Below are 20,885 nucleotides of genomic sequence, written 5' to 3'. Positions count from 1 at the left end.
AATTGCACTAATGTTTTTATTATCTCCTTCTTCCTCCCAGACCAAACATTCCCAAAACTGCTTTTGCTCCTTCACGCATCAATGTGCTGGTAAAAGTTCTTCCTGCTTTGCTCTGTAATACCTGTTCAAACATCCCTGGCTCTTCCTTTACCGGCTTTGCTCTTTGTGTTGGAGCCGGATTCTGTGCCGCCTGCTCCATTCTTGCCGTTAATATCTCATAAGCCGATTCTTTATCTATCGCTTCTTCATATTTAGCAACCAAAGCAGAATTTCCTGTTAATTCCGAAACCTCAGCATCATTCAAGACATCCATTCTCGATTCCGGAGAAATCAGGTAAGTCTGAACCAGAGGAGTAGGAATTCCTTTTTCATCCAACGCCGTTACAAAAGCTTCTCCAATTCCCAGATTCTGAATCAGATTAGAAGCATTATAAAATTCTGTTGTAGGATAGTTTTCCACTGCTTTTGAAATCTCTTTTTTATCTTTTGCAGTAAATCCTCTCAAAGCATGTTGAATTTTTAATCCTAACTGAGAAAGAACATTCTCAGGAACATCTCCGGGAATCTGGGTAATAAAATAAATACCCACCCCTTTTGAACGGATTAATTTAACCATTGTTTCAATTTGTGAAAGCAATGCCTTAGAAGCTTCATTAAAAATTAAATGCGCTTCATCAATAAATAAAACTAATTTAGGTTTTCCGCTATCTCCTTCTTCAGGAAATGTCATATAAATTTCCGCAAAGAGAGAAAGCATAAATGTTGAAAACAGCTGTGGTTTATTTTGTATATCGGCAACCCTTAAGATATTTACAACTCCTTTTCCATCCCTTGTCTCAAGTAAATCCTGAACATCAAAGCTCAGCTCACCGAAGAAATCAGCTGCTCCCTGTTGTTCTAAAGCGACTATCGATCTTAGAATAGTTCCCAAAGAAGCAGATGCTATTGATCCGTAATTGGAAGATAATTCTGCTTTGCCTTCTGCATTATCCGTCACATATTGCAGGACTTTTTTCAGGTCATTTAGGTCGATTAAAGGAAGCCCTTTATCATCACAATATTTAAAAACAATTGACATAATACTCTGCTGGGTATCATTCAACTGTAAAATCTTGCTCAATAAAACCGGACCGAATTCTGTGACGGTAGCTCTCAATTTCACACCCTTACCCCCGGAAATACTCATTAATTCAACCGGAAAGGCTTGTGGATTATATGGAAGCTGGGTTTTTGCATATCTTTCTTCTATAATGGGATTCATTTCACCTGCTTCTGCAATTCCTGAGAAATCTCCTTTAATATCTAAAACTAAAGACGGAATCCCGGCATGTGATAACTGTTCCGCAAATACCTGAAGAGTTTTTGTTTTTCCTGTTCCGGTGGCTCCCGCAATAAGGCCATGCCTGTTGATTGTTTTTAAAGGAATGGTTACATTCACTTCGGTAACTACCTCCCCATCAAGCATACCTTTTCCTAATATAATATGATCTCCTTTCGGAGTATACCTAGCACTTAATTCATCAATAAATTGTTTTTTATCTGCCATTTGATTTTTTTTAACTTATAAATATAAAATTTTTTACAAAATATTAAGTCAACAAACTTGTATTCTTGCGAAGTTCTCTGATTAATTATTTCGTATTTCTTTTAAACAGACCCATTTCCTGTACGTAATTATTTTTGTTTTTTAAGCATGACAAAAAACAGTCTACAAATTTAGTATTTTAATAATCTGCCCTTTCTTGTTGAAAATAAATAACTTTCGATTCCTAAAACCCGGCAAAACCATTTAAATTGAAAGAAACTATCATTCAGATTTAACATTTCGTTTACAATTCATCTAATACTTTGTATCTTTAACTGAAATTTAATTTAAAACTAAGCAAATGAAAGTTGAACAAATATATACGGGCTGTCTAGCTCAGGGAGCCTATTATATTGTCTCAGAAAACGAAGCTGCAATTATAGATCCTCTAAGAGAGGTAAAACCATATCTGGATCGTCTTGAGAAAGACCATGTAACTTTAAAATATATTTTTGAAACACATTTCCATGCCGATTTTGTTTCCGGACACCTGGATTTAAGTAAAAAGACTGGTGCTCCTATTATTTACGGACCTACTGCTAAGCCGGAATTTGAAGCAACAATTGCTGAAGATTATCAAATTTTTGAAATTGGAAAAGTAAAAATAAAGGTTTTGCATACTCCGGGCCATACCATGGAAAGTACCACCTATCTTTTAATAGATGAAAATGGTGTTGAAACAGCAATTTTCACGGGTGATACTTTATTTTTAGGAGATGTTGGCCGTCCGGATCTCGCTCAGAAAGCAACTAATCTCACGCAGGAGGACCTTGCGGGAATATTATATGAGAGTCTTCATAGCAAGATTATACCTTTAGCAGATACCATCACTGTTTATCCTGCACATGGAGCCGGTTCTGCCTGTGGAAAAAACATGCAGAAAGAAACAGTTGACACCCTTGGGAACCAAAAACGAACCAACTACGCTTTAAACCAACCCGATAAAGAATCTTTTATAAAAGAAGTTTTGGATGGCCTTACTGCCCCACCGAAATATTTTGGAATGAATGTAGCTTTAAATAAAGGAGGCTATGAAAGCATAGATACCGTAATGGATAAAGGTCTTAATCCAATTTCTGTAGAAGATTTTGAGATCATCGCTGAAGATTCCGGAGCACTTATTTTAGATACCAGAAGCGCTGCCGATTTCCATAAAGGCTTTATTCCTAATTCCATTAATATCGGACTGAAAGGAGATTTTGCTCCTTGGGTAGGAACATTGATCGTAGACGTAAAACATCCGCTGTTATTGGTTTCAGATGAAGGAACCGAAGAAGAAGTGATTACCCGGTTAAGCAGAGTTGGATTTGATAACGTTTTAGGGTATTTGAATGGAGGTTTTCAGTCATGGCAGAATGCCAATAAAGAAACTGATGAGATTAAAAGGATTTCTCCTTCAGAATTTGTAGAAGAATTCAATGATCAGTCTACGGTTATTGATGTCAGAAAACTGACTGAATATGCAGCTGAACATATTGATAACGCATTTAATAAGCCGTTAGACTCCATCAGCGACTGGATCAGTTCGATTGATGACTCGGAACATTTCTTCCTTCATTGCGCAGGAGGATATAGAAGCATGATTGCCGCAAGCATTCTTAACTCACACGGAATCAGAAACTTTACTGAAATCGAAGGCGGTTTTAACGGAATTAAAAAAACGGAAAAACTACCCACTTCGGATTTTGTCTGCCAGTCGAAAACATTGTAAATTAACGAATGAGAAATAAGGTTTGCGGATTTATTTTTGCTGTATCTGTAACGTTAAGTGCATGTAAAACTTCAAGCATATCGAAGAATAATGCCCCAGCTGATATTAAACAAATAGTAAACAGTAGTGATGTTACTTTGATAGACGTTAGAATTCCGGAGCAGTATAAGGAAGGAACAGCAAAAGATGCAATCAACATCCCGCTTGCTGAGATTCAAAATAATATTGAGTCCTTAAAAGGCAAAAAAGTAGTGGTTTTTTGCAACAAAGGAATCCAGGCGGACCAGGCAGTAGAGATTTTAAAGAAAAACGGAGTGGAAGCCTATGACGGGACAAGCTGGAAAAATGTAAAGGCAATCCAGAAAGAGGCTGATAGCCCCAAATAATAAAAACACCAAAAATCATGTCAGAAAAATTTAAAGAATTAATTAATTCCGAAAGACCTGTTTTAATTGACTTTTTTGCGACCTGGTGCCAACCGTGTAAGGTTCAGTCGTCAGTACTCACAACAGTTAAAGAAAATGTAGGTGAAGGAGCAAGAATTATTAAAGTAGACGTAGACCAGTATCCGGCTATTGCTTCACAATATGGAGTTCGTGGTGTCCCTACTTTGGCTATATTTAAACACGGAGAACTTTTGTGGAAAGAAAGTGGCGTACATGACGTCAATACTTTAACCCAATTGCTGAAACAATATGAATAAAGCTGTGAAATTTCACAGCTTTTTTATTTCGATAATTACATCTGAATTGAAAATTGATCCCGGTCATTCAAAAACTGGAAATGCTTTCTGAAATCCAAAAGCTCATTCATATTCAATTCTGCAGACACAATATTCTTTTCTTTTTGGGCAATGTCTCTTCCATCAGCAAAAAAACAATGTGAGCTTTCCTGATAGAATAAATTATTTCCATCGGTTCCTATCCTGTTCAATCCAAAAACGTATGATAAATTTTCAATAGCCCTGGCTTTCAGCAAGTGCTCCCAGGCTCCCACTCGCTTCTCCGGCCAATTGGCTACATAAAAGATTGCATCATAATCATCATTATTTCTTGCAAAAACAGGAAAACGAAGATCGTAGCAAACCTGAAGCAAAATGCGGAATCCTTTATATTCAACAATAACCCTTTCTTTTCCTGGGGTATACACCTTATCCTCTCCAGAGAAAGAGAACAAATGTCTTTTATCATAAAAAACAACTGACGAATCAGGCTTTACGAAATACAACCTGTTGTAAAATTTCCCATCTTGTTCTACAGGAGCACTTCCACAAAAAGCGGATCCTTTCTCTTTTGACATCTTGTGTAAGAAACTTAAAGCTTCCTCATTACGGTCTGAAACCTCAGAAGCATCCATACAAAAACCTGTTGAGAACATTTCGGGTAAAAGAAAAATATCAGCATCCTGATTATTTAATTCCTCTTCTATTAAACGAAAGTTACTTTCCTTATCTTTCCAGATAATATCTAAATTTAATCCTTTAATTTTCATAAAAGTCGTTCAAAATCTTGTATAAAAATAGGATTTTTAATCGGTTTCGGTTCTATTTTTGTAGCTGATTATTCTTAATTAATAGAACTAAAGTGTAATATTTATGAAGAAATTGGTTTTTATTTTAGCGGTCTTCTTCTTTGGAACTGCCGTAAATGCCCAGGCATGGACAGGAAAGGGTGATCAGAAAGTGCAATTGGGATTCAGTGCATGGGGATATGGAACAGGAATTACAGGGACTTATGATTACGGGCTCAATAAACTTATATCAGTTGGTGCCGGGCTGAACGGCTACTTTAGCGGATATAAAAATAATGACAATGACAACAAGGTCTTCATCTTTGGAAGGCTTAATTTTCATTTAAAAGAAGCATTACAGCTCCCTGAAAAGCTGGACATTTATCCCGGAGTTGATCTTGGGGTTCTCGGAAAAGATTTTGGAATCGGCGCCCATATCGGTGCCCGTTACTTTTTCACTGAGAGAATCGGTGTATTTGCAGAAGTTGGAAACAATGGCAGCCTGGGGGTTTCCCTTAATTTGTAAAAACAGTCTTAATATATGACAAAGCTTCTCTATATGAGGAGCTTTTTTATTTGGCATAGTTTTGATAATTGTTACCTTTGCAAATTAAAATCTAAAATTTATTAATGGAATTAGCAATTAAAATTTTTCAATTCATATTAAGCATTTCTATCTTAGTCGTTCTTCATGAACTGGGGCATTTTTTGCCCGCCAAATGGTTCAAAACCAAAGTAGAAAAGTTTTATTTATTTTTCGATCCTTGGTTTTCTATCGCAAAGAAAAAAATCGGTGAAACAGAATACGGTATCGGATGGCTTCCTTTTGGAGGCTACGTGAAAATCGCCGGAATGGTTGATGAAAGCATGGATACCGAACAATTAAAACAACCGGCACAACCATGGGAATTCCGTGCAAAACCGGCTTGGCAGAGACTTATCATTATGTTGGGAGGAGTTACGGTAAACTTTTTCCTTGCGTGGTTAATTTATAGCTGCCTTTCTCTTTTTAATGGAGAAATGTACACAGATCTTACAAAATTTGACAATGGTATCGGCGTAACAGATGCCGGTAAAAAAATGGGATTCCAAAATGGTGATAAAATTGTCTCTATCGATGGAAAACCAGCAGAAAGATTGGAAAATTCAGCTATTAATATACTTTTTAGTGATCATGTTACTGTTCTTAGAGGGGGCAAGGAAATTACATTCAAAGTGAATGAAGATGGTGTAGCTGATGTTATCAGACAAAGAGAAGCAAAGCTTTATATCACTCCCAGAATTCCGATGATCATTGATTCTTTAGCAACTCCTTCTTCAAAAGCTTCAGGATTGGCGAAAGGCGATAGAATTGTAGCCATCAATGGGAAACCAACTCCTTTCTTCGACGAGGTAAGTTCGACATTAGCTGAAAATAAAGGAAAAACAGTAAGCATTGAGGTTAATCGTGGTACTGAAAAGCAAACTATCTCCGCACCAGTAGATAAAAATGGTAAATTAGGAATTGCTGTTGACCAAAAAAGTCTTGCAAGTGTAGTTACTGACAAAAAATACTCTTTCGGAGAATCTATTCCAAGAGGTTTTGAAAGAACCATTGAAGCTTTAACCATGCAGGTAAAGCAGTTCAAAATTATGTTCAACTCTAAAATTCAAGGATACAAAAATGTAGGTGGACCTATTGCAATTGTAAAATCTATGCCCGTAAATAAGGCAGCAGATGGTAGCTTTGCGATTAACTGGCCTGCGTTCTGGAGCTTTACAGCAATGTTTTCGATCTGGCTGGCATTCCTGAATCTTATTCCTATTCCAGGATTAGATGGGGGACACGTTTTATTTACATTGTATGAAATTATTTTCGGAAAACCAGTTCCTCAAAAAGTATTGGAAAATGCACAAATGATTGGTGTTATCTTTCTGTTAGGCTTAATGTTACTGATTTTCGGAAGCGATATCTTTAAAATATTCACAGGAAAATTATAATATTTTTTAAATTTTCAAAAGAAAAATTTGCCTGGTATAAATATTCGTCCTATATTTGCACCACTTAAAAACAAAGGACATTCCTCCTTAGCTCAGTTGGTTAGAGCATCTGACTGTTAATCAGAGGGTCGCTGGTTCGAGCCCAGCAGGAGGAGCTGAAAATCAGAGAGTTACAGAATTGAAAACTGTAACTCTTTTTTATTTGCACAAAATTTGCATAAAAAATCAGCATTTTTAATATTTTTTTCAACATCGATTTGCACAACCTTTGCACAAACTCCAAAATTTTCAATTTAAATCTTTGAACAATAGATAACTACAAATTTTTAATAAACAGCCTAAAAATACTGTTTAACACTGTCAAAACTTTAACTTACATGAAACACAGATAGAAATAAAACTAAAATCTACAAATAACCACTGACAAAAAGAAAAGCAAACCACAAGACCGCACAAAACAAAAACAACTGTATGAAAAAGTTGTATAGAAAAGAGGGGACAGAGAAAAAAAACACTCTGACCCATAGGGTGTAAACAGATAGTAGGTAGAATGTTTACTCCTATATTTTGGTGTAGAATTGCTGTAAATTCTTCTATAAATGAATTGATTTGATTTTCCAAACTTTTTATGTTAGGCAATTGGGTAGATATATATTCACCACTCCCCTTCATACTGTATTGATATTTTAAAAAATTATTGAAGGAGAAAATCAAACTACCCTCACACAATTACAAAAATTCATATATTAGTGGCTCAAATTTTATCGAAAATAAAGCGTAGCTTTTATTCTGTTATAGGAAATCTGGTACATTTCAAATACATCACAGAATAAACAGTTGATGCCTCCACCTAAGGCGTGGTAGGTTATTCCTGTTTGTGATGTATGGTTTACCAGAACCTCCTATAGCAAATTGAGTTTAGCCTCCACGCTGTTTGCTTTTATTAACCTTTCACTTTGGAAAAGTTTGTAGCTATTGACAACGGTATTGAAGAAAAGGAAGTAACCATTATCAGGGCACAAAATGGTTTTGGCAGTGGTATTTATACAGCGTGTATAAAAGGTCAACCTATCAAATATCAGAAAATAGGAACTATCTTTATGAGAGAAGGAAACAATCCATTTAAAAATAATTAAGACCAACCTTCAAATTCATTCAAAACGGGAAATTTTGGAGAAAAAAAACAAATATAAGACGACATATTTTGACGCTCATTAAAAGTATATTCGCCTGTAAATTAAGTAAATTAAAACATTACGGAAAACCCTAAACTGTGAATTAAAAAATATTTATATATTAGCTAACTTAAAATTATAAACATTAAATGAAAAACAAATTTATTTCAAAGCTACTTCTCTTAGTAGCATTTAGCATCTTGCTGTATTCCTGTATGCATGATGATCTAAATTCTTCAGCCGAAAATTCACCTTCAAAAAAATATAATTCTAAAAGTGTGTGGAAAGAAGATGAGACCTACATTAAAAATGTAATGAAAATTTATCAGGAAAATGAATCTGAAATTAAAAAAGTAAACGGAACTCCTCTTTGGGGTTATGCTATGACAATGGGGCATACTGACGAAAGCTTTTTGATTGTCCCTATTGCAAGCGGCAAAACAATTGTATCTTGTTTAAAAGTTCCTAGGAATGGAAATTATATCACATTTATCAATGATACCGATCCCGAACATATCAAATTTTTCCAAGGTTATACGACAATACAAAAGAGAAAGGCTATTAAGCAAGAACAAATGAGTTCTGAATCCGCAAGGGGTATTGTACAGTGTGCTGTTAGTACCGTGTCAATGTGGTATCCTAATAGTGAAACAAATCCAGATGCAGGTGGGCATTGGGAGACTCAATATATTACTACATGTAGTGAAATTGGGGGTGGTGACACACCTACAAATCCTAATCCTGAAGGACCTACTTATCCTTATCCTGGGGGCGGTGGCGGTGGTGGAGGAACTGGTAGTAACAGTTCAAACACCTGCCAAAAAATAAAAGATAAACAGAATAATACTAAATATAGTCAAAAATATGATGCTCTTAATAAGTCAGAGATATTCAATAAAGATAGCGAAAGGGGATTTTATGAGTTGCAACCGCCAGTTGGTGTTAATGTCGAGTCTGGTTTTGTCCAAGTAGACGGACCTCCAGGAAGTACAGGATTAGATCTACCAGCTAATACCGATCGTATTACAGGCTTATTTCATACTCATAATAACGTAGAAGGAAGTGTAAAAATATTTTCCCCTACAGATGTTAGAACTTTTGTGAATATTTTTGTATCAAATGCAAAAGTATTTTTGGGGAATTATGCAGACGCTTATTCGACTGTTGTTACATCTTCAGGAAGTTATACTTTAAAATATTCTTTAATGACTTCACCTCCCGGGGTAACTCGTGATACAGGTAAGATATGGAATGAATGGTATAAACGAGAGATGAGTAGAGCTGTAAGCCCTGAAGATGGAAGTATTGATCAAAGTAAGGTTGAACAAATATTTATGCAATTTTTAAATGATGTTGTCAAAATTGAGGGCTTAGAAATTTTTAAAGTAACTTCGAACACATCTGAAAAATTAACATATAACCCAACAACAAAAGTTGTCACTTCTGTACCTTGTCCTTAACTTAAAAATTCAAAAAATGAAAAATATAATTTTAATCGCAATCTTTATTATCAGCCTTACTTGTAATGCTCAAGAATACCCTTTAACAACAACAGAAGTTCCGTCCAACGCCTACATAAAAGATCTTAATAATCAACTTCCTGCATTTGATGGCTCATGGAAAGGAACTTGGAAAAATAAAACTTTTCTGGTTAACTTTAAAAAAGTAAAGTATTATTTTACTCATTTGCAAAATAACCCCTATTATCAAGATATATTAATCGGTAAATTCCAAGTGAAAGATGCAAATGGAAACATTTTATTTGATAATTTAAATATCCCTGATAATCAAGCTAAAATAGAAGGAAGTAGAATGTTTACTAATGGTACTTATTCCTTATCATATCTTGATAGTGATTTGTGTGATAAAATGGGTTTTATAAGAATAGCATTTACTAATTCAACCAAAACGCAAATGATATTAAAATATAGTGAAGTGAGTGATTTAATAGAGCCTAGTTGTTTCTTTTATGGCAAGCCGGGCGATCAAAGGCCAGAACCAATACCAAAAGAAATTATTTTAACAAAACAATAATATAATACCACCTTAAAGGGGTGGTATTTTTATATTACGGGAAAAGTAATATATTTTTCTGGGCTATACCTTTCATAAGAATAATTACATAGATCGAATGGGGAAATAATAGTAAGATACAACCCATAAGAATGTTTTCAACAACAGGTGCTGAAGCTTTAATGACAATTTACATTCTCTAGTATGTTAATTGAGGGAGTAAAAAATTAATAAGTACAGGAACAGGTAGTTTAGGAAATAAGCTAATTGATAATTCAGTTATACTATATCCTGACTTAAAAATAGGCAGTAATGAACTTTCAAATTTTAGCATAAATCAATCTTTATCAATTTTGGTAAAGGTTTTTTTATTACAACTTTCAATCTCCATGAAGATTTACAGCTTCGATAATTATTTTTCATATCGCTTTTTATCAAAACTTAGAAATTATACTCAACATTGTGGATTATCAACAGGCTCAATCAATTTGACAGATAATGTAAATGGATACAAATTAAAACTCTCCTTACTTAGAGATGATTTATTAGGACACTTCGAATCTTGGAGGTTGAATGTAAAACCTGATCTTCAAAATCAAGATAGCCAATTTGATATACTTCCACTACTTGAAGAAAAAACTGAATTACTCAGAGATGTTAACCCTAAAACGAACTCGTTAATTTTACGAAAACTCAAATATCAAGGTGAGAATTTACTTAAATTAATTGAAGAAAAACAGATAAAGGGAAAAGGCATTCCTTGTCAATTAAGAGTTTTTGGGGATGTAGATCCTCCAACCATGCAAATAAAACGGTTTCCTTATGAAATAATCACAAAAATTACAGGAGTGCAAATAAACATGATCTACCACAAAGAATAGATAGGATCACAAGATTTTTATATATTTCCAATTATTAAAAAAATTAAATTCTATCACCTCATCAAGTGTATAATAATTTACATCAAGAGGAAGAAAATTTAATTTCTCTACGATTATTTGTAATACCTTAATATCGTTAGAATTATTATAAACAAATAATATATCAATATCATTATAATCTGGAGTTATAAGAATAGATCCAAAAAGAAAAATTTGCACTCTATCACTAGATTCTAATTCTGAAAATTCTTTTTGGAAAAGCTCTATTATAAAGTTTAAGTCCATACTCTGTTTAAATCACCTAGAAGTTCACCCCATTTCAGGATTTTTAGATTTTTAGATTCAGCAAAAATGGAAGCACTTTCAGAAATTCCTCCATTTGGATTTGCTTTTAATACTGCTTGAAAAGCATTTTTGTATTTGTCAATAGAATCTCTCATATTTTGTATAGTAATATTGTAATCTTCCAATGATAAAATAGTAATACTATCTCCAAAATGTCTGTGAATTAAATATCTATTATTATCTAATCTTTCCACACTCTTAACTCTATCGTGCTGGCGTAATCCTTGCAAAATAAATTTAACTGTTGGATTTAAATAAGGAAAATTATCATTTTGAGAAATTACTCTAAAAAGATCTTTAAAATCACCTATTACAATTTCAGATTCCTCCAAAAAAGTATAGACACTACCATCGATAATAACGTCCTTATTTGTTGCTAAGACAAAATTGACATCTATGTTTTCAATCCTAGTTTTAATTTTACCAGTATCAATATTAGTATCTTTAATACAAATAGCATTAAATAAAACTCCATTTTTTCTCATGATATGCAAGACACCATCTTTAATATCAATAGATTCTATATAATTTTTATTCTGCAGTTTGCTTTTTATCCATTCAAAAGGGTCCATAATCTACGTAAAAATTTGAGTTATTTCAGAGGGAAATTGTTGACCATCAATAACAACATTATTTAAATGTCTATTTTCTAAGTCTATTATATGTTGTTTAAATATATTGAAAGTTACTCTTTCGCCCTCATTTAATAGGGAATAATTTACCTCAATTATGTTAAGAATTTTTCTATTGTTTGGTAAAATATATTTATGAACTTTATCTATCCATAATACTGGGATTTCACTTTCAGGATTCATATTATTTTCATTTTGCGGGCCATAGTTCTCAAAGATTGCTTTATTCTCATCAAAATAAGGTAAAACCAACCTATGTGCGTCTATACGAGAGCCAACTTCCTTTATTTCAAACAACTTTTTGATTTTATCTGAATGCTGTTGTTTCCATTCTTTTAATAACTCTACAGGATAATCTTTTTCAGCCTTATCGATAGCAGTATGACAAGATGGACAAAGCAAAATCAAGTTTTGAAAATTCCCTTTTTCTTCTTGAGAAATCCCTTTTTTCCTAGGTCCATCTTCGCCCGCACTAATGATATGAGCCATCTCTGCAATGTGAAAGCTTGTTTCTTCCAGATTAAAAAACAAACCAACATTACAATGTGGATTTTGACAATATCCTCCTGAATCAGCAAATAAAAGCAATTTAGTGTGAGGATTTGGATTTGCTTTACCACGAGAACAAGCCATATTATTTATATTAGTTTATCACCACATTTGAATAATCGAAAAATAAATGAAATACAGAAAAGTTATCTTTATTTTCATTTAATTTTTTATGCGTGGACTTATAGGAGCCTTCAAAATCTGAACTAATTTTAATAAGTTTTAGTTCTTGAGTCGTAATTAATTTTTCACAAGACTGTAAAGATTGTAAGCATTCATTAACCTTTATACAAATAGAAGAATGAGTTATCTTAGAATTTTCTATAAATCCTATTTGTCCTTCGAAAGGTAATCTTTTTGATGTGTAAATTCTATCTGAAAACTTTTCAGTATCTAAAACATAGTCTTTCGAATCACTGTCGATTGTAATTCTTTTACATTCAATAGCAAAATATACGGAATCATCCTGCAAATCATTTTTCAATGGTGAATATTCAATTTTTATGTCAATTGGATCATCATGAAGTAGTCTATCTGTTTGACTATGATAAGTCTCGGTTGATTCTCGATTAATTATTGTATATTGATTAATACCTTCAGAGTTAAGTAAATTTATATTTTTCCTTAAATAATCATCAACCAAGCCATTTCGTAAAAAATTTTCTTGCTTTATTTTACCTCTTGTAGAGTAGTTATATTTTTTACCATCTTTTAACATGAGCTGATAGCAAGAAACAACATATTGTAATATCTTTCTGACATGAGATTCTACTACTCTACTAGAACCTGACTTAAAACCAACAGCACCATTAATCATCGGCAGAAGAATTTAATCGTTCTAATTCCGCTTCTTGAATAGCTTGTTTAAATTCAGCAACATCATACCATGCCATTGCAGGATGCCAACATTTATATTCATTAGGCTTAATAATGTAGAATGAATCACTCTCAAAACCTTTTATATCTTTTTGAATGTAAAGATTTTTTGAGGGGTCTCTACTATTGGTTATTTTTTCAATACTCAAATTATTAGCTAACTTTTCCAAAACTTCTTTTTCGTTGGAATTCTGGTGATAATATATTTTTGTTTTTGGTTTTATGTCCGTAATAATAAAATTCATCGCAATGAAATGTCTCATTGGGAAGATTTCTATTTTTACAAATTCATCATAATATATTTTTTCAAATTCTTTAATGTAAATATTAGCATAGCTTTCTAATACATTTTCTTTATTTCTATGGTCAGCACTATTAAAATTAATTATAAGGTTTTGCTTACTTTGTTGAAACTGATAACGAGAAATGTTTAAAGTATAATCTATCAAATCTTTTTCGTAATCTTTAACATCGTAAGATTTATAAACGCTTTCATTAATAATTTTAAGAAGAGATTGGTTTCCAATTGGTTCACCTAGTTTAAAATCTTTAAAAAAATCAATGTAATATTTTATGAGTAATTTTGCATTATCAATTAATATTTTCTCTTCTTCTTGTTTAAAATCTTTCAATGGAAGGTTTAATAATTCTTCATCAAATCTAATTGCAGGTCTCGTTCCTACTCCCCAAGCTCCAGATATTAGAAAAAGATAGTACTTACTAAAATCTGATTTGAAAAGTGCATAAAGCAACATTATCAAGTTTTCATTTTGAGATGAAACCGAAAATATTCCTTTTCTAAAAACAAAATCATCATTAGAATATGAAATAAGAGGTTCTGTCTCATTTAGTGTTTGCTCTTTAAATAATATCTTATGTCCTAAAAAAATATTTTTATCCCTCCCTCTTGATAAGAAAACATCTTCTTTTTTTAAAGTTTCATTTGTATTAATATATGTAAATCCCTGTTGTATTTGACTGTTTTCAACTATGGTCATTCCAATTAAATCAAGAAAATACTGAGCCTTTTGTCCTCTTTCAATACCAGCTCCTTTAAAAACAGTTTTATTATCTATTAAGGATTTAATATTTGAAAGTTTAATTTTTTTTAAAAACTTTAAATCTAAGTAACTACCATACAAAGCTACTTTAAACATCCAATCATTTTCTAAAAAATCTTTTTGCAACAAGTCTTTTTGGTCAAATTTTTCAATTACTAACATCTTGAAATATTTGATAAAACGATTATACTTAACAGATTGATGTTTTATAATATTATTTAAATAATCTTCTTTTTTAGAAAGTTTATAATATATAATGCTTGCAGGGCTATTTTTCTTTTCAAAAATCAATCTTCTTACTGGAGATAGATCGAAAAACTTTTTAATACAATATGTAGTTAAAAATTCGTCTTTAAAACTTCTCGTTTTGTCAGAAACATTATAAAATATAGTACTTGTAACAATTAATGCCGATTTGGTTTCCTCAGACATAAAATCTTTAGTTCTCAAAAGAAATGATTGTGCTATTTCAAATCTACCAACCGTTATTTTATTATTTTTTATCCAATTAACATGAATACTATCTTCTTTTTTACTTTTCCATGGTGGATTACCCAATATGAAATCTGGTGTGTTTTGTGCCACCACTTTATTAAACTCATGGGTAGTATCAAAAAAGTTAGCTTCAAATAAATTAGTCCCTAATAAGTTTGGAAAAGGATATTTATCAATATCTTTTGGCTGTTGATAATCTAATAATGCAATATATATTGAGAAACAAGTAACCTTTAATGCCTCTAGATTTATATCAATTCCATAAAGGTTATTCTTAGCAATTTCCCTAATTCTATTACTAAACTTTTTCTTGTTCTCAAGACCATTAATTTCAATCTCCTTTTCAATCATTCTTCTTAAAGATTGAACCAAAAATATACCTGAACCTACAGCTACTTCAAAAATTTTGCATTCTGAGGCATTCTTCTTACATAAATATTCATCAACAGTATCTGTTAATATATAATCGACAAGAAATGATGGGGTATATACTGCAGAATCTAAATCTTTTGTCTCATCATCAATTAAAGATTCATAGATACCTGAAATAACTTCAACAGGAATTATTGAAAAATCAAAGATTTCAAAAAAGTAACCTTCAAACAGTGAACCTTGTTGCTCTAATTCACCTTTGAATACATTGGCTAAATAGTTTGATTGAATTTGATTTAATCTAATATCTGTTTCTTTAAATAAAACGCCATTAAATTTTTCATTCAATAGCTCAAACAGTTTATTTAATCTATTGGGGTTAGAAATCAGTAAAATAAAATTTTTTCTTTTATCATTTATGTTTTTGCCTGATATAAAATTATCATCAATTTTAATGTCTCTATCAATTAGGTACCTGATAAAAATTAATCTTAAAATTAACGAATTAGCTGCCTTTTCTTCTAAATGATTAGGTTTTACTTCATCGGTTAGATAGTTTCTGACTTCTTTTATATTTTGAAATAATCTCTGATTTACACGTTTTTGGTTTTCATTTTTTTTACTCAAATATTCATCTTGAAACCAAACCCATGTTTCACCAGATTGTAAATTCCAAAAAGAAAATTTCTCATTTCTTTCTTCTTCAGAAAGCTCTAGTTTTTCAAGGTAACCTTCTTTATTGTCTCTATCTTTAATAAAATTTAATGCATTATAAACAGAAACATCTTCATCTTTGATTACAAATACAATTGGCGAATTATCAAAAGACCATACTTGTTTATGAATTTCAGATTCTTTATTTGAATCTTTGTTTGTCGTTAAGTCAAAGAATAGAATTAGAGGTTGATTATTGAAAACATAGATTGCATCTGGATTTATCCTTTTAATTTTATTTAATATATCAGGATGAAAATCAAAGCCATAAGAGTTTTCATGTTCTTTTTTTAAAAAAACAGACTTATCTAATTGCAACTTTATCAATAACTTATGTAATTCAGAATTTCTCACCTTACTTGCAAATTTACAATAAATTGCTTGAAATCGTTTCATTCCTCTACACATTTTCCGTGTAAAATCTTACACTCTCTATTTTTTCAGATCAAGTGTAATTTTATAAGAAAATGACTGGTTTTACTACAACTACACTATAGTAAAACCAATCACTCTCTTTAATTCTCTATAACAATTGGATAATTTTCATCACAATCTTTAAATAACTCATCAAACTTCTGAATAACCATACTTTTAAGATAAATAAAGGTTTTATCTAACTTTTTAGCCTTAATATAATTTTTTAATCTAGATATTTGCAACTTATTATTAAATAATTATAAGAGGAAATATTTTGTAGCGCAAAGTATGACAACATATCCCCAGGAATATCTAATTATCTCATGAAAAGAATCTTTATTTCGTTATTAGCAGCCTTTGCTAGCATTCAAGTTTCAGCACAGGAAAAATCTTATTTTTTATCAAGTCCTTCATTAAGCCCGGATGGGAAAACCGCTTATTTTGCTTATGATGGAGACATCTGGAAAGTGGACTCCAATGGCGGAAACGCTTCAAGAATCACAGCCCTGGAGGGAGAGGAAATTAATCCACGCATTTCTCCAGACGGAAAATGGCTTGCATTCAGTTCCAATCAATACGGAAATTATGACGTGTATGTGATGCCTGCTGAAGGAGGAAGCATTAAACAGTTAACATTTCACACAGGAAAAGATGAAATAGAAAACTGGGGATGGGACAGTAAAACTATTTATTTTACCTCAAACAGGAATAATAACTTTGGAAGTTTTAAAACTACTATTGAAGGCAAAACACCACAAAAGCTTTTCAACAATTACTTTAATAATACAAACGGCCTGGCAGAAACTCCTGCGGGTGAATATCTTTTCACAAGTTCATCAGAAAGCGCCAATCAGGTACATCGCAAACACTATAAAGGAGAAAACAATCCTGATATTTTAGGTTATAATCCCAAGAACAATTCCTTTAAACAATATACGAACTATGCAGGAAAAGATTTTAATCCGAGCGTAGATAAAAATGGGACTATTTATTTTATTTCTGATGAAAATAACAATGAATATAATCTTTATGAACTTAAAAATGGCAAAAAGGCACCTTTAACACAATTTGAAACCTCTATTAAAAAGCCATTTGTTTCAGCTAACGGATCCAAAGTAATATTTGAAAAAGATTATCAGCTTTACACCTATGACGTAGCTACAAAAGATATAAAAGCTCTTAATATAAGCCTTAACACAAATAAAACACTGGAGAAAGAACAAAATTTTAATATAGAAAATAATATTTCTTATTATGATATTTCATCAGATGGTAAGAAAATAGCTTTTGTGAGCCGTGGTGTTCTTTTTGTTTCTGATATTGAAGGAAAGTTTACACAACAGATATCTGACGGAAAGGAACGTGTAATGGAAGTAAAATGGCTGAAGGACAATCGCACATTACTTTTTAACCAGACTTACCAGGGATATCAAAACTGGTTTAGTATTGCTGCAGACGGAAAAGGCCAGGTAAAGCAATTAACTACTGATTTGCGTAACAACCGCAATATAACCCTGAATAACGACCTTTCAAAAGCTGTGTATTTAAGTGGTCGTGATGAAGTAAGATTAATGGACTTAAAGAGTTTACACTCTACAACTATCGTAAAAGATGAAATCTGGGCTTTTCAAAATTCAAAACCTTCTTTTTCTCCCAATAACGAATACGTACTGTTCTCTGCAAAAAGAAATTTTGAACTGGACATCTTTGTTTATCATATCGGAAAAGGCAAAATCATAAATCTTACCAACACCGGCGTTTCAGAGGAAGATCCTTTTTGGTCACCCAATGGTAAGTATATTTATTTTACAAGTGACCGAACGAACCCTTCTTATCCGCTAGGTATGCAGAAATCTAATATTTACAGAATGGCGCTGGATTGGTTTGATGAGCCTTACAAATCTGAAAGATTCGATAAGCTATTTACTGAGGAGGTAAAGAAACCTGAAACGACAAAGGAAAACAAGGATAAAAAAGAAGAAGACAAAGAAAAAAAGGAAGAAAAAGAAATTGTTGTAAAAGAATTGAAAATTAATCCTGAAAACACTTTGGAAAGGATTGAGCTGATTACAGACAGGTATGGATACCAGGAAGATCCTACCGTTTTCATGGACGACAAAAAGGAAATTTTATTCTTTAATTCCAATCAGGATAATGGAAAGAAACAACTTTTCAAAAAGGTTTTCACGGATTTTGAAACCGCTAAATCAGAAAAGGTTTTCGATAAAGAAGCCAGCTATATCATCAAAAATGACAAGTCTTTTTTTACATTAATAGAAGGTAACATTTATAAAATGGCCATAGCAACATTAAAGCCAGAAAAGATAAATATCCAGTATACTTTTAACAAAAACCTCGCTTCTGAATTTACCCAGATGTATGATGAAACATGGACTGGGGTTGAAGAAAATTTCTATGATGAAAAATTCCATGGCATCAACTGGAAAGCAAAAAAGGAGCAGTATGCTAAATATCTTCCGTATATCAATAACAGAAATGATCTGCGAATTTTATTGAATGACCTGTTGGGAGAACTCAATTCTTCACATACGGGATTTTCCTCAACAGGAAAGGAAGAAACCAGATATCTGAATTATTTTACCAATGAAACAGGGATTATCTTTAAAAAGGACCAGCCTTATAGTGTAGAAGGTATTGTAAGAAAATCACCCGCTTTCCGTTCCGGGGTTGACATTAAAGCAGGAGATCAATTGATTGCTGTAAATGGAAAAAATATTGACGTACACGAAAATCGTGAATCTTATTTTACAAGTCCTAAAAAGCAGGAAGAAGTTATTCTTACTTTCACACGCAATGGCAAGGACATCACCACCAAGGTACATCCGATTTCAAATACAGAATTAAAAGGACTTTTGTATGACGAATGGATATTCAATAATCGGCAACGCGTAAATCAGATGAGCAACAGCCGCATTGCCTATTCATATATGAAAAATATGACTACTGATGAACTGGACCGCTTCCTTCTGGATATGGTGGAGCAGGAAATTCAAAAAGAAGCTGTTATTCTCGATTTACGCTATAATACGGGCGGAAACGTTCATGATAAAGTATTAAATTTCCTTTCTCAAAAACCTTATTTACAATGGAAATACCGGGAAGGAAAAATGACCACACAGCCCAATTTCGCACCTTCCGGAAAGCCTATTGTTCTTTTGATCAACGAAGCTTCGCTGAGTGATGCCGAAATGACCGCTGCCGGTTTCAAGGCTCTGAAATTAGGAAAAATCATTGGCCAGGACACCTATCGATGGATTATCTTCACTTCCGGAAAAAGTCTTGTAGATGGCTCTTATTATAGGCTTCCTGTATGGGGAACGTATACTCTGGATGGCCAGAACCTGGAAAAAACAGGTGTAAAACCGGACATCTATATTAAAAACACATTCATAGACCGACAGCAAGATCATGACCCGCAACTGGAAAGAGCGGTACAGGAAATCCTTAAAGATTTAAAGAAATAAAAAAACAAGACTTACAGAAATGTAGGTCTTGTTTTTTGCATGTATTTTGCTTAATATCAACTAAAAACAGACAAATGCCTTATTTATCCAGGATTTATTTAAACGAAGACCATCCGAAGGATTTTCCCTTCAACCTTCCTTTTTTGAGTAGTGGATTAAATCTCAGACTTCGAAGCAATGTCACTTTCTTTGTTGGTGAAAATGGGATTGGAAAATCAACTTTGCTAGAAGCTATTGCCGAAAAATGCGATTTCAATGTCTCGGGAGGAAATAGAAATCATAATTATAATTTTCATAAAACGGAATCCGAACTGGCAGAACACCTTAAACTTTCATGGGATACCAAAACAGCACAAGGCTTTTTTATGAGGGCAGAAAGCTTTTTTAATTTCGCAACATATATTGATGAAGTAGCCGAAGAAGACAGAAGTGTTTTAGATGCTTACGGGGGAAAATCTCTTCATCAGCAATCCCATGGTGAAGCTTTTTTATCATTATTTCACAACCATTTTCAGAAAGGCATTTATATCCTTGATGAGCCGGAAGCCGCCCTTTCTCCGCAAAGACAACTTTCCCTATTGTCAATTATTCACAAGCTGGAAAAAGCTGGAAAAGCCCAATTCATTATTTCCAGCCATTCACCTATTTTGATGAGCTATCCGGAAGCTGAAGTCTATTTACTGGATGATAAAATTAAACAGATTGATTATAAAGAAACGGAGCATTATCAGTTAACAAAAAGTTTTTTAGAATCCCCGGAATTGTATTTCCGTTATTTATTCGAAGATTACCCCATTTAATAATGACAAGCAAAATATTTCTTGTTGAATTTCAACCTATTTACTTTAAAATCATTGATAATTCAACGTAAAACTTGCTTGATATAAATATTCATATTATATTTGCACCACTTAAAACAAAGGAAAATTCCTCCTTAGCTCAGTTGGTTAGAGCATCTGACTGTTAATCAGAGGGTCGCTGGTTCGAGCCCAGCAGGAGGAGCAAAAAAGACTTACAGAAATGTAGGTCTTTTTTATTTTTCATTCGGAATAAATTCTGTTCTATCCTATTGTCTTTTAAAATCA

18 protein-coding genes and 2 tRNA genes are annotated in these 20,885 nt (G+C 32.7%); 13 read left to right on the top strand and 7 right to left on the bottom strand.

Annotated features, from left to right (window positions below; genetic code table 11):
- Nucleotides 1-19: 19 nt before the first annotated feature.
- Nucleotides 20-1,546, bottom strand: coding sequence for a helicase HerA-like domain-containing protein (locus AAEU33_RS05820; protein WP_172281410.1), 1,527 nt, complete (start codon nt 1,544-1,546; stop codon nt 20-22).
- A gap of 340 nt (nt 1,547-1,886) precedes the next feature.
- Here AAEU33_RS05820 and AAEU33_RS05815 point away from each other — a divergent pair, with 340 nt between their 5' ends.
- From AAEU33_RS05815 to AAEU33_RS05805, 3 genes are read left to right on the top strand one after another with little or no spacing between them, the layout of a single operon-like run.
- Nucleotides 1,887-3,296 (top strand): MBL fold metallo-hydrolase, encoded by a 1,410-nt coding sequence (locus AAEU33_RS05815; RefSeq protein ID WP_172281412.1) that lies wholly within the window; start codon nt 1,887-1,889, stop codon nt 3,294-3,296.
- Between the two features lie 8 nt (nt 3,297-3,304).
- Complete coding sequence (locus AAEU33_RS05810; RefSeq protein ID WP_345991357.1) at nt 3,305-3,682, top strand: rhodanese-like domain-containing protein; 378 nt, start codon at nt 3,305-3,307, stop codon at nt 3,680-3,682.
- A gap of 17 nt (nt 3,683-3,699) precedes the next feature.
- The gene (locus AAEU33_RS05805) at nt 3,700-3,999 is read left to right on the top strand and encodes a thioredoxin family protein (protein ID WP_172281416.1); all 300 of its coding nucleotides are present in this window, start codon (nt 3,700-3,702) and stop codon (nt 3,997-3,999) included.
- Between the two features lie 35 nt (nt 4,000-4,034).
- Here AAEU33_RS05805 and AAEU33_RS05800 read toward each other — a convergent pair whose 3' ends face one another.
- A complete protein-coding gene (locus tag AAEU33_RS05800) occupies nt 4,035-4,787 on the bottom strand; it encodes a nitrilase-related carbon-nitrogen hydrolase (RefSeq protein ID WP_273650143.1) in 753 nt (250 codons plus the stop codon).
- Nucleotides 4,788-4,890: 103 nt separating this feature from the next.
- Between AAEU33_RS05800 and AAEU33_RS05795 the strand changes: the two genes are divergently transcribed.
- From AAEU33_RS05795 to AAEU33_RS05765, 7 genes are all read left to right on the top strand, one after another.
- Entirely contained in the window at nt 4,891-5,331 is a 441-nt protein-coding gene (locus AAEU33_RS05795; protein ID WP_172281420.1) for a DUF6646 family protein, read from the top strand.
- A 104-nt stretch (nt 5,332-5,435) separates the two neighbouring features.
- Nucleotides 5,436-6,785, top strand: a complete 1,350-nt coding sequence (gene rseP / locus AAEU33_RS05790) for an RIP metalloprotease RseP (protein WP_273650145.1) — start codon at nt 5,436-5,438, stop codon at nt 6,783-6,785.
- Nucleotides 6,786-6,866: 81 nt separating this feature from the next.
- Nucleotides 6,867-6,940, top strand: a tRNA-Asn gene (locus tag AAEU33_RS05785).
- A gap of 801 nt (nt 6,941-7,741) precedes the next feature.
- Entirely contained in the window at nt 7,742-7,921 is a 180-nt protein-coding gene (locus AAEU33_RS05780) for a hypothetical protein (protein ID WP_345991354.1), read from the top strand.
- A 188-nt stretch (nt 7,922-8,109) separates the two neighbouring features.
- A complete protein-coding gene (locus AAEU33_RS05775; protein ID WP_345991353.1) occupies nt 8,110-9,420 on the top strand; it encodes a hypothetical protein in 1,311 nt (436 codons plus the stop codon).
- Between the two features lie 16 nt (nt 9,421-9,436).
- On the top strand, nt 9,437-9,994 hold the full coding sequence (locus tag AAEU33_RS05770) for a DUF6705 family protein (RefSeq protein ID WP_345991351.1): 558 nt from the start codon (nt 9,437-9,439) through the stop codon (nt 9,992-9,994).
- A gap of 368 nt (nt 9,995-10,362) precedes the next feature.
- Nucleotides 10,363-10,854: a hypothetical protein gene (locus tag AAEU33_RS05765; protein ID WP_345991349.1), complete on the top strand. Its 492-nt coding sequence runs from the start codon at nt 10,363-10,365 to the stop codon at nt 10,852-10,854.
- 6 nt (nt 10,855-10,860) lie between these two features.
- Here the strand turns inward: AAEU33_RS05765 and AAEU33_RS05760 are convergent, their stop codons facing one another.
- The 5 genes from AAEU33_RS05760 to AAEU33_RS05740 are packed head-to-tail and all read right to left on the bottom strand — an operon-like array spanning nt 10,861 to nt 16,294.
- Entirely contained in the window at nt 10,861-11,139 is a 279-nt protein-coding gene (locus AAEU33_RS05760; protein WP_345991347.1) for a nucleotidyltransferase domain-containing protein, read from the bottom strand.
- On the bottom strand, nt 11,130-11,771 hold the full coding sequence (locus AAEU33_RS05755) for a hypothetical protein (protein ID WP_345991346.1): 642 nt from the start codon (nt 11,769-11,771) through the stop codon (nt 11,130-11,132). Before AAEU33_RS05755 ends, AAEU33_RS05760 begins: the two co-directional genes overlap by 10 nt.
- A 3-nt stretch (nt 11,772-11,774) precedes the next feature.
- Nucleotides 11,775-12,464: an HNH endonuclease gene (locus AAEU33_RS05750; RefSeq protein WP_345991344.1), complete on the bottom strand. Its 690-nt coding sequence runs from the start codon at nt 12,462-12,464 to the stop codon at nt 11,775-11,777.
- Nucleotides 12,465-12,474: 10 nt separating this feature from the next.
- Nucleotides 12,475-13,197 carry a hypothetical protein gene (locus AAEU33_RS05745; RefSeq protein WP_345991342.1) on the bottom strand — a complete coding sequence of 241 codons (723 nt, stop codon included), beginning with the start codon at nt 13,195-13,197 and terminating at the stop codon, nt 12,475-12,477.
- Entirely contained in the window at nt 13,190-16,294 is a 3,105-nt protein-coding gene (locus AAEU33_RS05740; protein ID WP_345991340.1) for a DNA methyltransferase, read from the bottom strand. The genes AAEU33_RS05745 and AAEU33_RS05740 overlap by 8 nt, the downstream gene beginning before the upstream one ends.
- A gap of 344 nt (nt 16,295-16,638) precedes the next feature.
- Between AAEU33_RS05740 and AAEU33_RS05735 the strand changes: the two genes are divergently transcribed.
- From AAEU33_RS05735 to AAEU33_RS05725, 3 genes are all read left to right on the top strand, one after another.
- Complete coding sequence (locus tag AAEU33_RS05735; protein WP_345991338.1) at nt 16,639-19,800, top strand: S41 family peptidase; 3,162 nt, start codon at nt 16,639-16,641, stop codon at nt 19,798-19,800.
- 74 nt (nt 19,801-19,874) lie between these two features.
- On the top strand, nt 19,875-20,600 hold the full coding sequence (locus AAEU33_RS05730) for an AAA family ATPase (protein ID WP_345991336.1): 726 nt from the start codon (nt 19,875-19,877) through the stop codon (nt 20,598-20,600).
- A 128-nt stretch (nt 20,601-20,728) separates the two neighbouring features.
- Nucleotides 20,729-20,802: transfer RNA gene (locus AAEU33_RS05725), tRNA-Asn, on the top strand.
- Nucleotides 20,803-20,885 lie beyond the last annotated feature (83 nt).

The sequence above is a fragment of the Chryseobacterium sp. Chry.R1 genome (genome assembly GCF_039645525.1).
Taxonomy (GTDB): domain Bacteria; phylum Bacteroidota; class Bacteroidia; order Flavobacteriales; family Weeksellaceae; genus Chryseobacterium; species Chryseobacterium proteolyticum.
Note: the sequence above shows the minus strand (reverse complement) of the source record. Positions and strands in the feature narration are given on the sequence as shown.

Bases quoted from the DNA above. Each gene is read 5' to 3' on its own strand.
- AAEU33_RS05750 (WP_345991344.1), bottom strand. From the start codon at position 12,464: ATGGCTTGTTCTCGTGGTAAAGCAAATCCAAATCCTCACACTAAATTG.
- AAEU33_RS05740 (WP_345991340.1), bottom strand. From the start codon at position 16,294: ATGAAACGATTTCAAGCAATTTATTGTAAATTTGCAAGTAAGGTGAGA.
- AAEU33_RS05760 (WP_345991347.1), bottom strand. From the start codon at position 11,139: ATGGACTTAAACTTTATAATAGAGCTTTTCCAAAAAGAATTTTCAGAA.
- AAEU33_RS05775 (WP_345991353.1), top strand. From the start codon at position 8,110: ATGAAAAACAAATTTATTTCAAAGCTACTTCTCTTAGTAGCATTTAGC.
- rseP (WP_273650145.1), top strand. From the start codon at position 5,436: ATGGAATTAGCAATTAAAATTTTTCAATTCATATTAAGCATTTCTATC.
- AAEU33_RS05755 (WP_345991346.1), bottom strand. From the start codon at position 11,771: ATGGACCCTTTTGAATGGATAAAAAGCAAACTGCAGAATAAAAATTAT.
- AAEU33_RS05800 (WP_273650143.1), bottom strand. From the start codon at position 4,787: ATGAAAATTAAAGGATTAAATTTAGATATTATCTGGAAAGATAAGGAA.
- AAEU33_RS05815 (WP_172281412.1), top strand. From the start codon at position 1,887: ATGAAAGTTGAACAAATATATACGGGCTGTCTAGCTCAGGGAGCCTAT.
- AAEU33_RS05820 (WP_172281410.1), bottom strand. From the start codon at position 1,546: ATGGCAGATAAAAAACAATTTATTGATGAATTAAGTGCTAGGTATACT.
- AAEU33_RS05745 (WP_345991342.1), bottom strand. From the start codon at position 13,197: ATGATTAATGGTGCTGTTGGTTTTAAGTCAGGTTCTAGTAGAGTAGTA.
- AAEU33_RS05730 (WP_345991336.1), top strand. From the start codon at position 19,875: ATGCCTTATTTATCCAGGATTTATTTAAACGAAGACCATCCGAAGGAT.
- AAEU33_RS05805 (WP_172281416.1), top strand. From the start codon at position 3,700: ATGTCAGAAAAATTTAAAGAATTAATTAATTCCGAAAGACCTGTTTTA.
- AAEU33_RS05735 (WP_345991338.1), top strand. From the start codon at position 16,639: ATGAAAAGAATCTTTATTTCGTTATTAGCAGCCTTTGCTAGCATTCAA.
- AAEU33_RS05795 (WP_172281420.1), top strand. From the start codon at position 4,891: ATGAAGAAATTGGTTTTTATTTTAGCGGTCTTCTTCTTTGGAACTGCC.
- AAEU33_RS05810 (WP_345991357.1), top strand. From the start codon at position 3,305: ATGAGAAATAAGGTTTGCGGATTTATTTTTGCTGTATCTGTAACGTTA.
- AAEU33_RS05765 (WP_345991349.1), top strand. From the start codon at position 10,363: ATGAAGATTTACAGCTTCGATAATTATTTTTCATATCGCTTTTTATCA.
- AAEU33_RS05770 (WP_345991351.1), top strand. From the start codon at position 9,437: ATGAAAAATATAATTTTAATCGCAATCTTTATTATCAGCCTTACTTGT.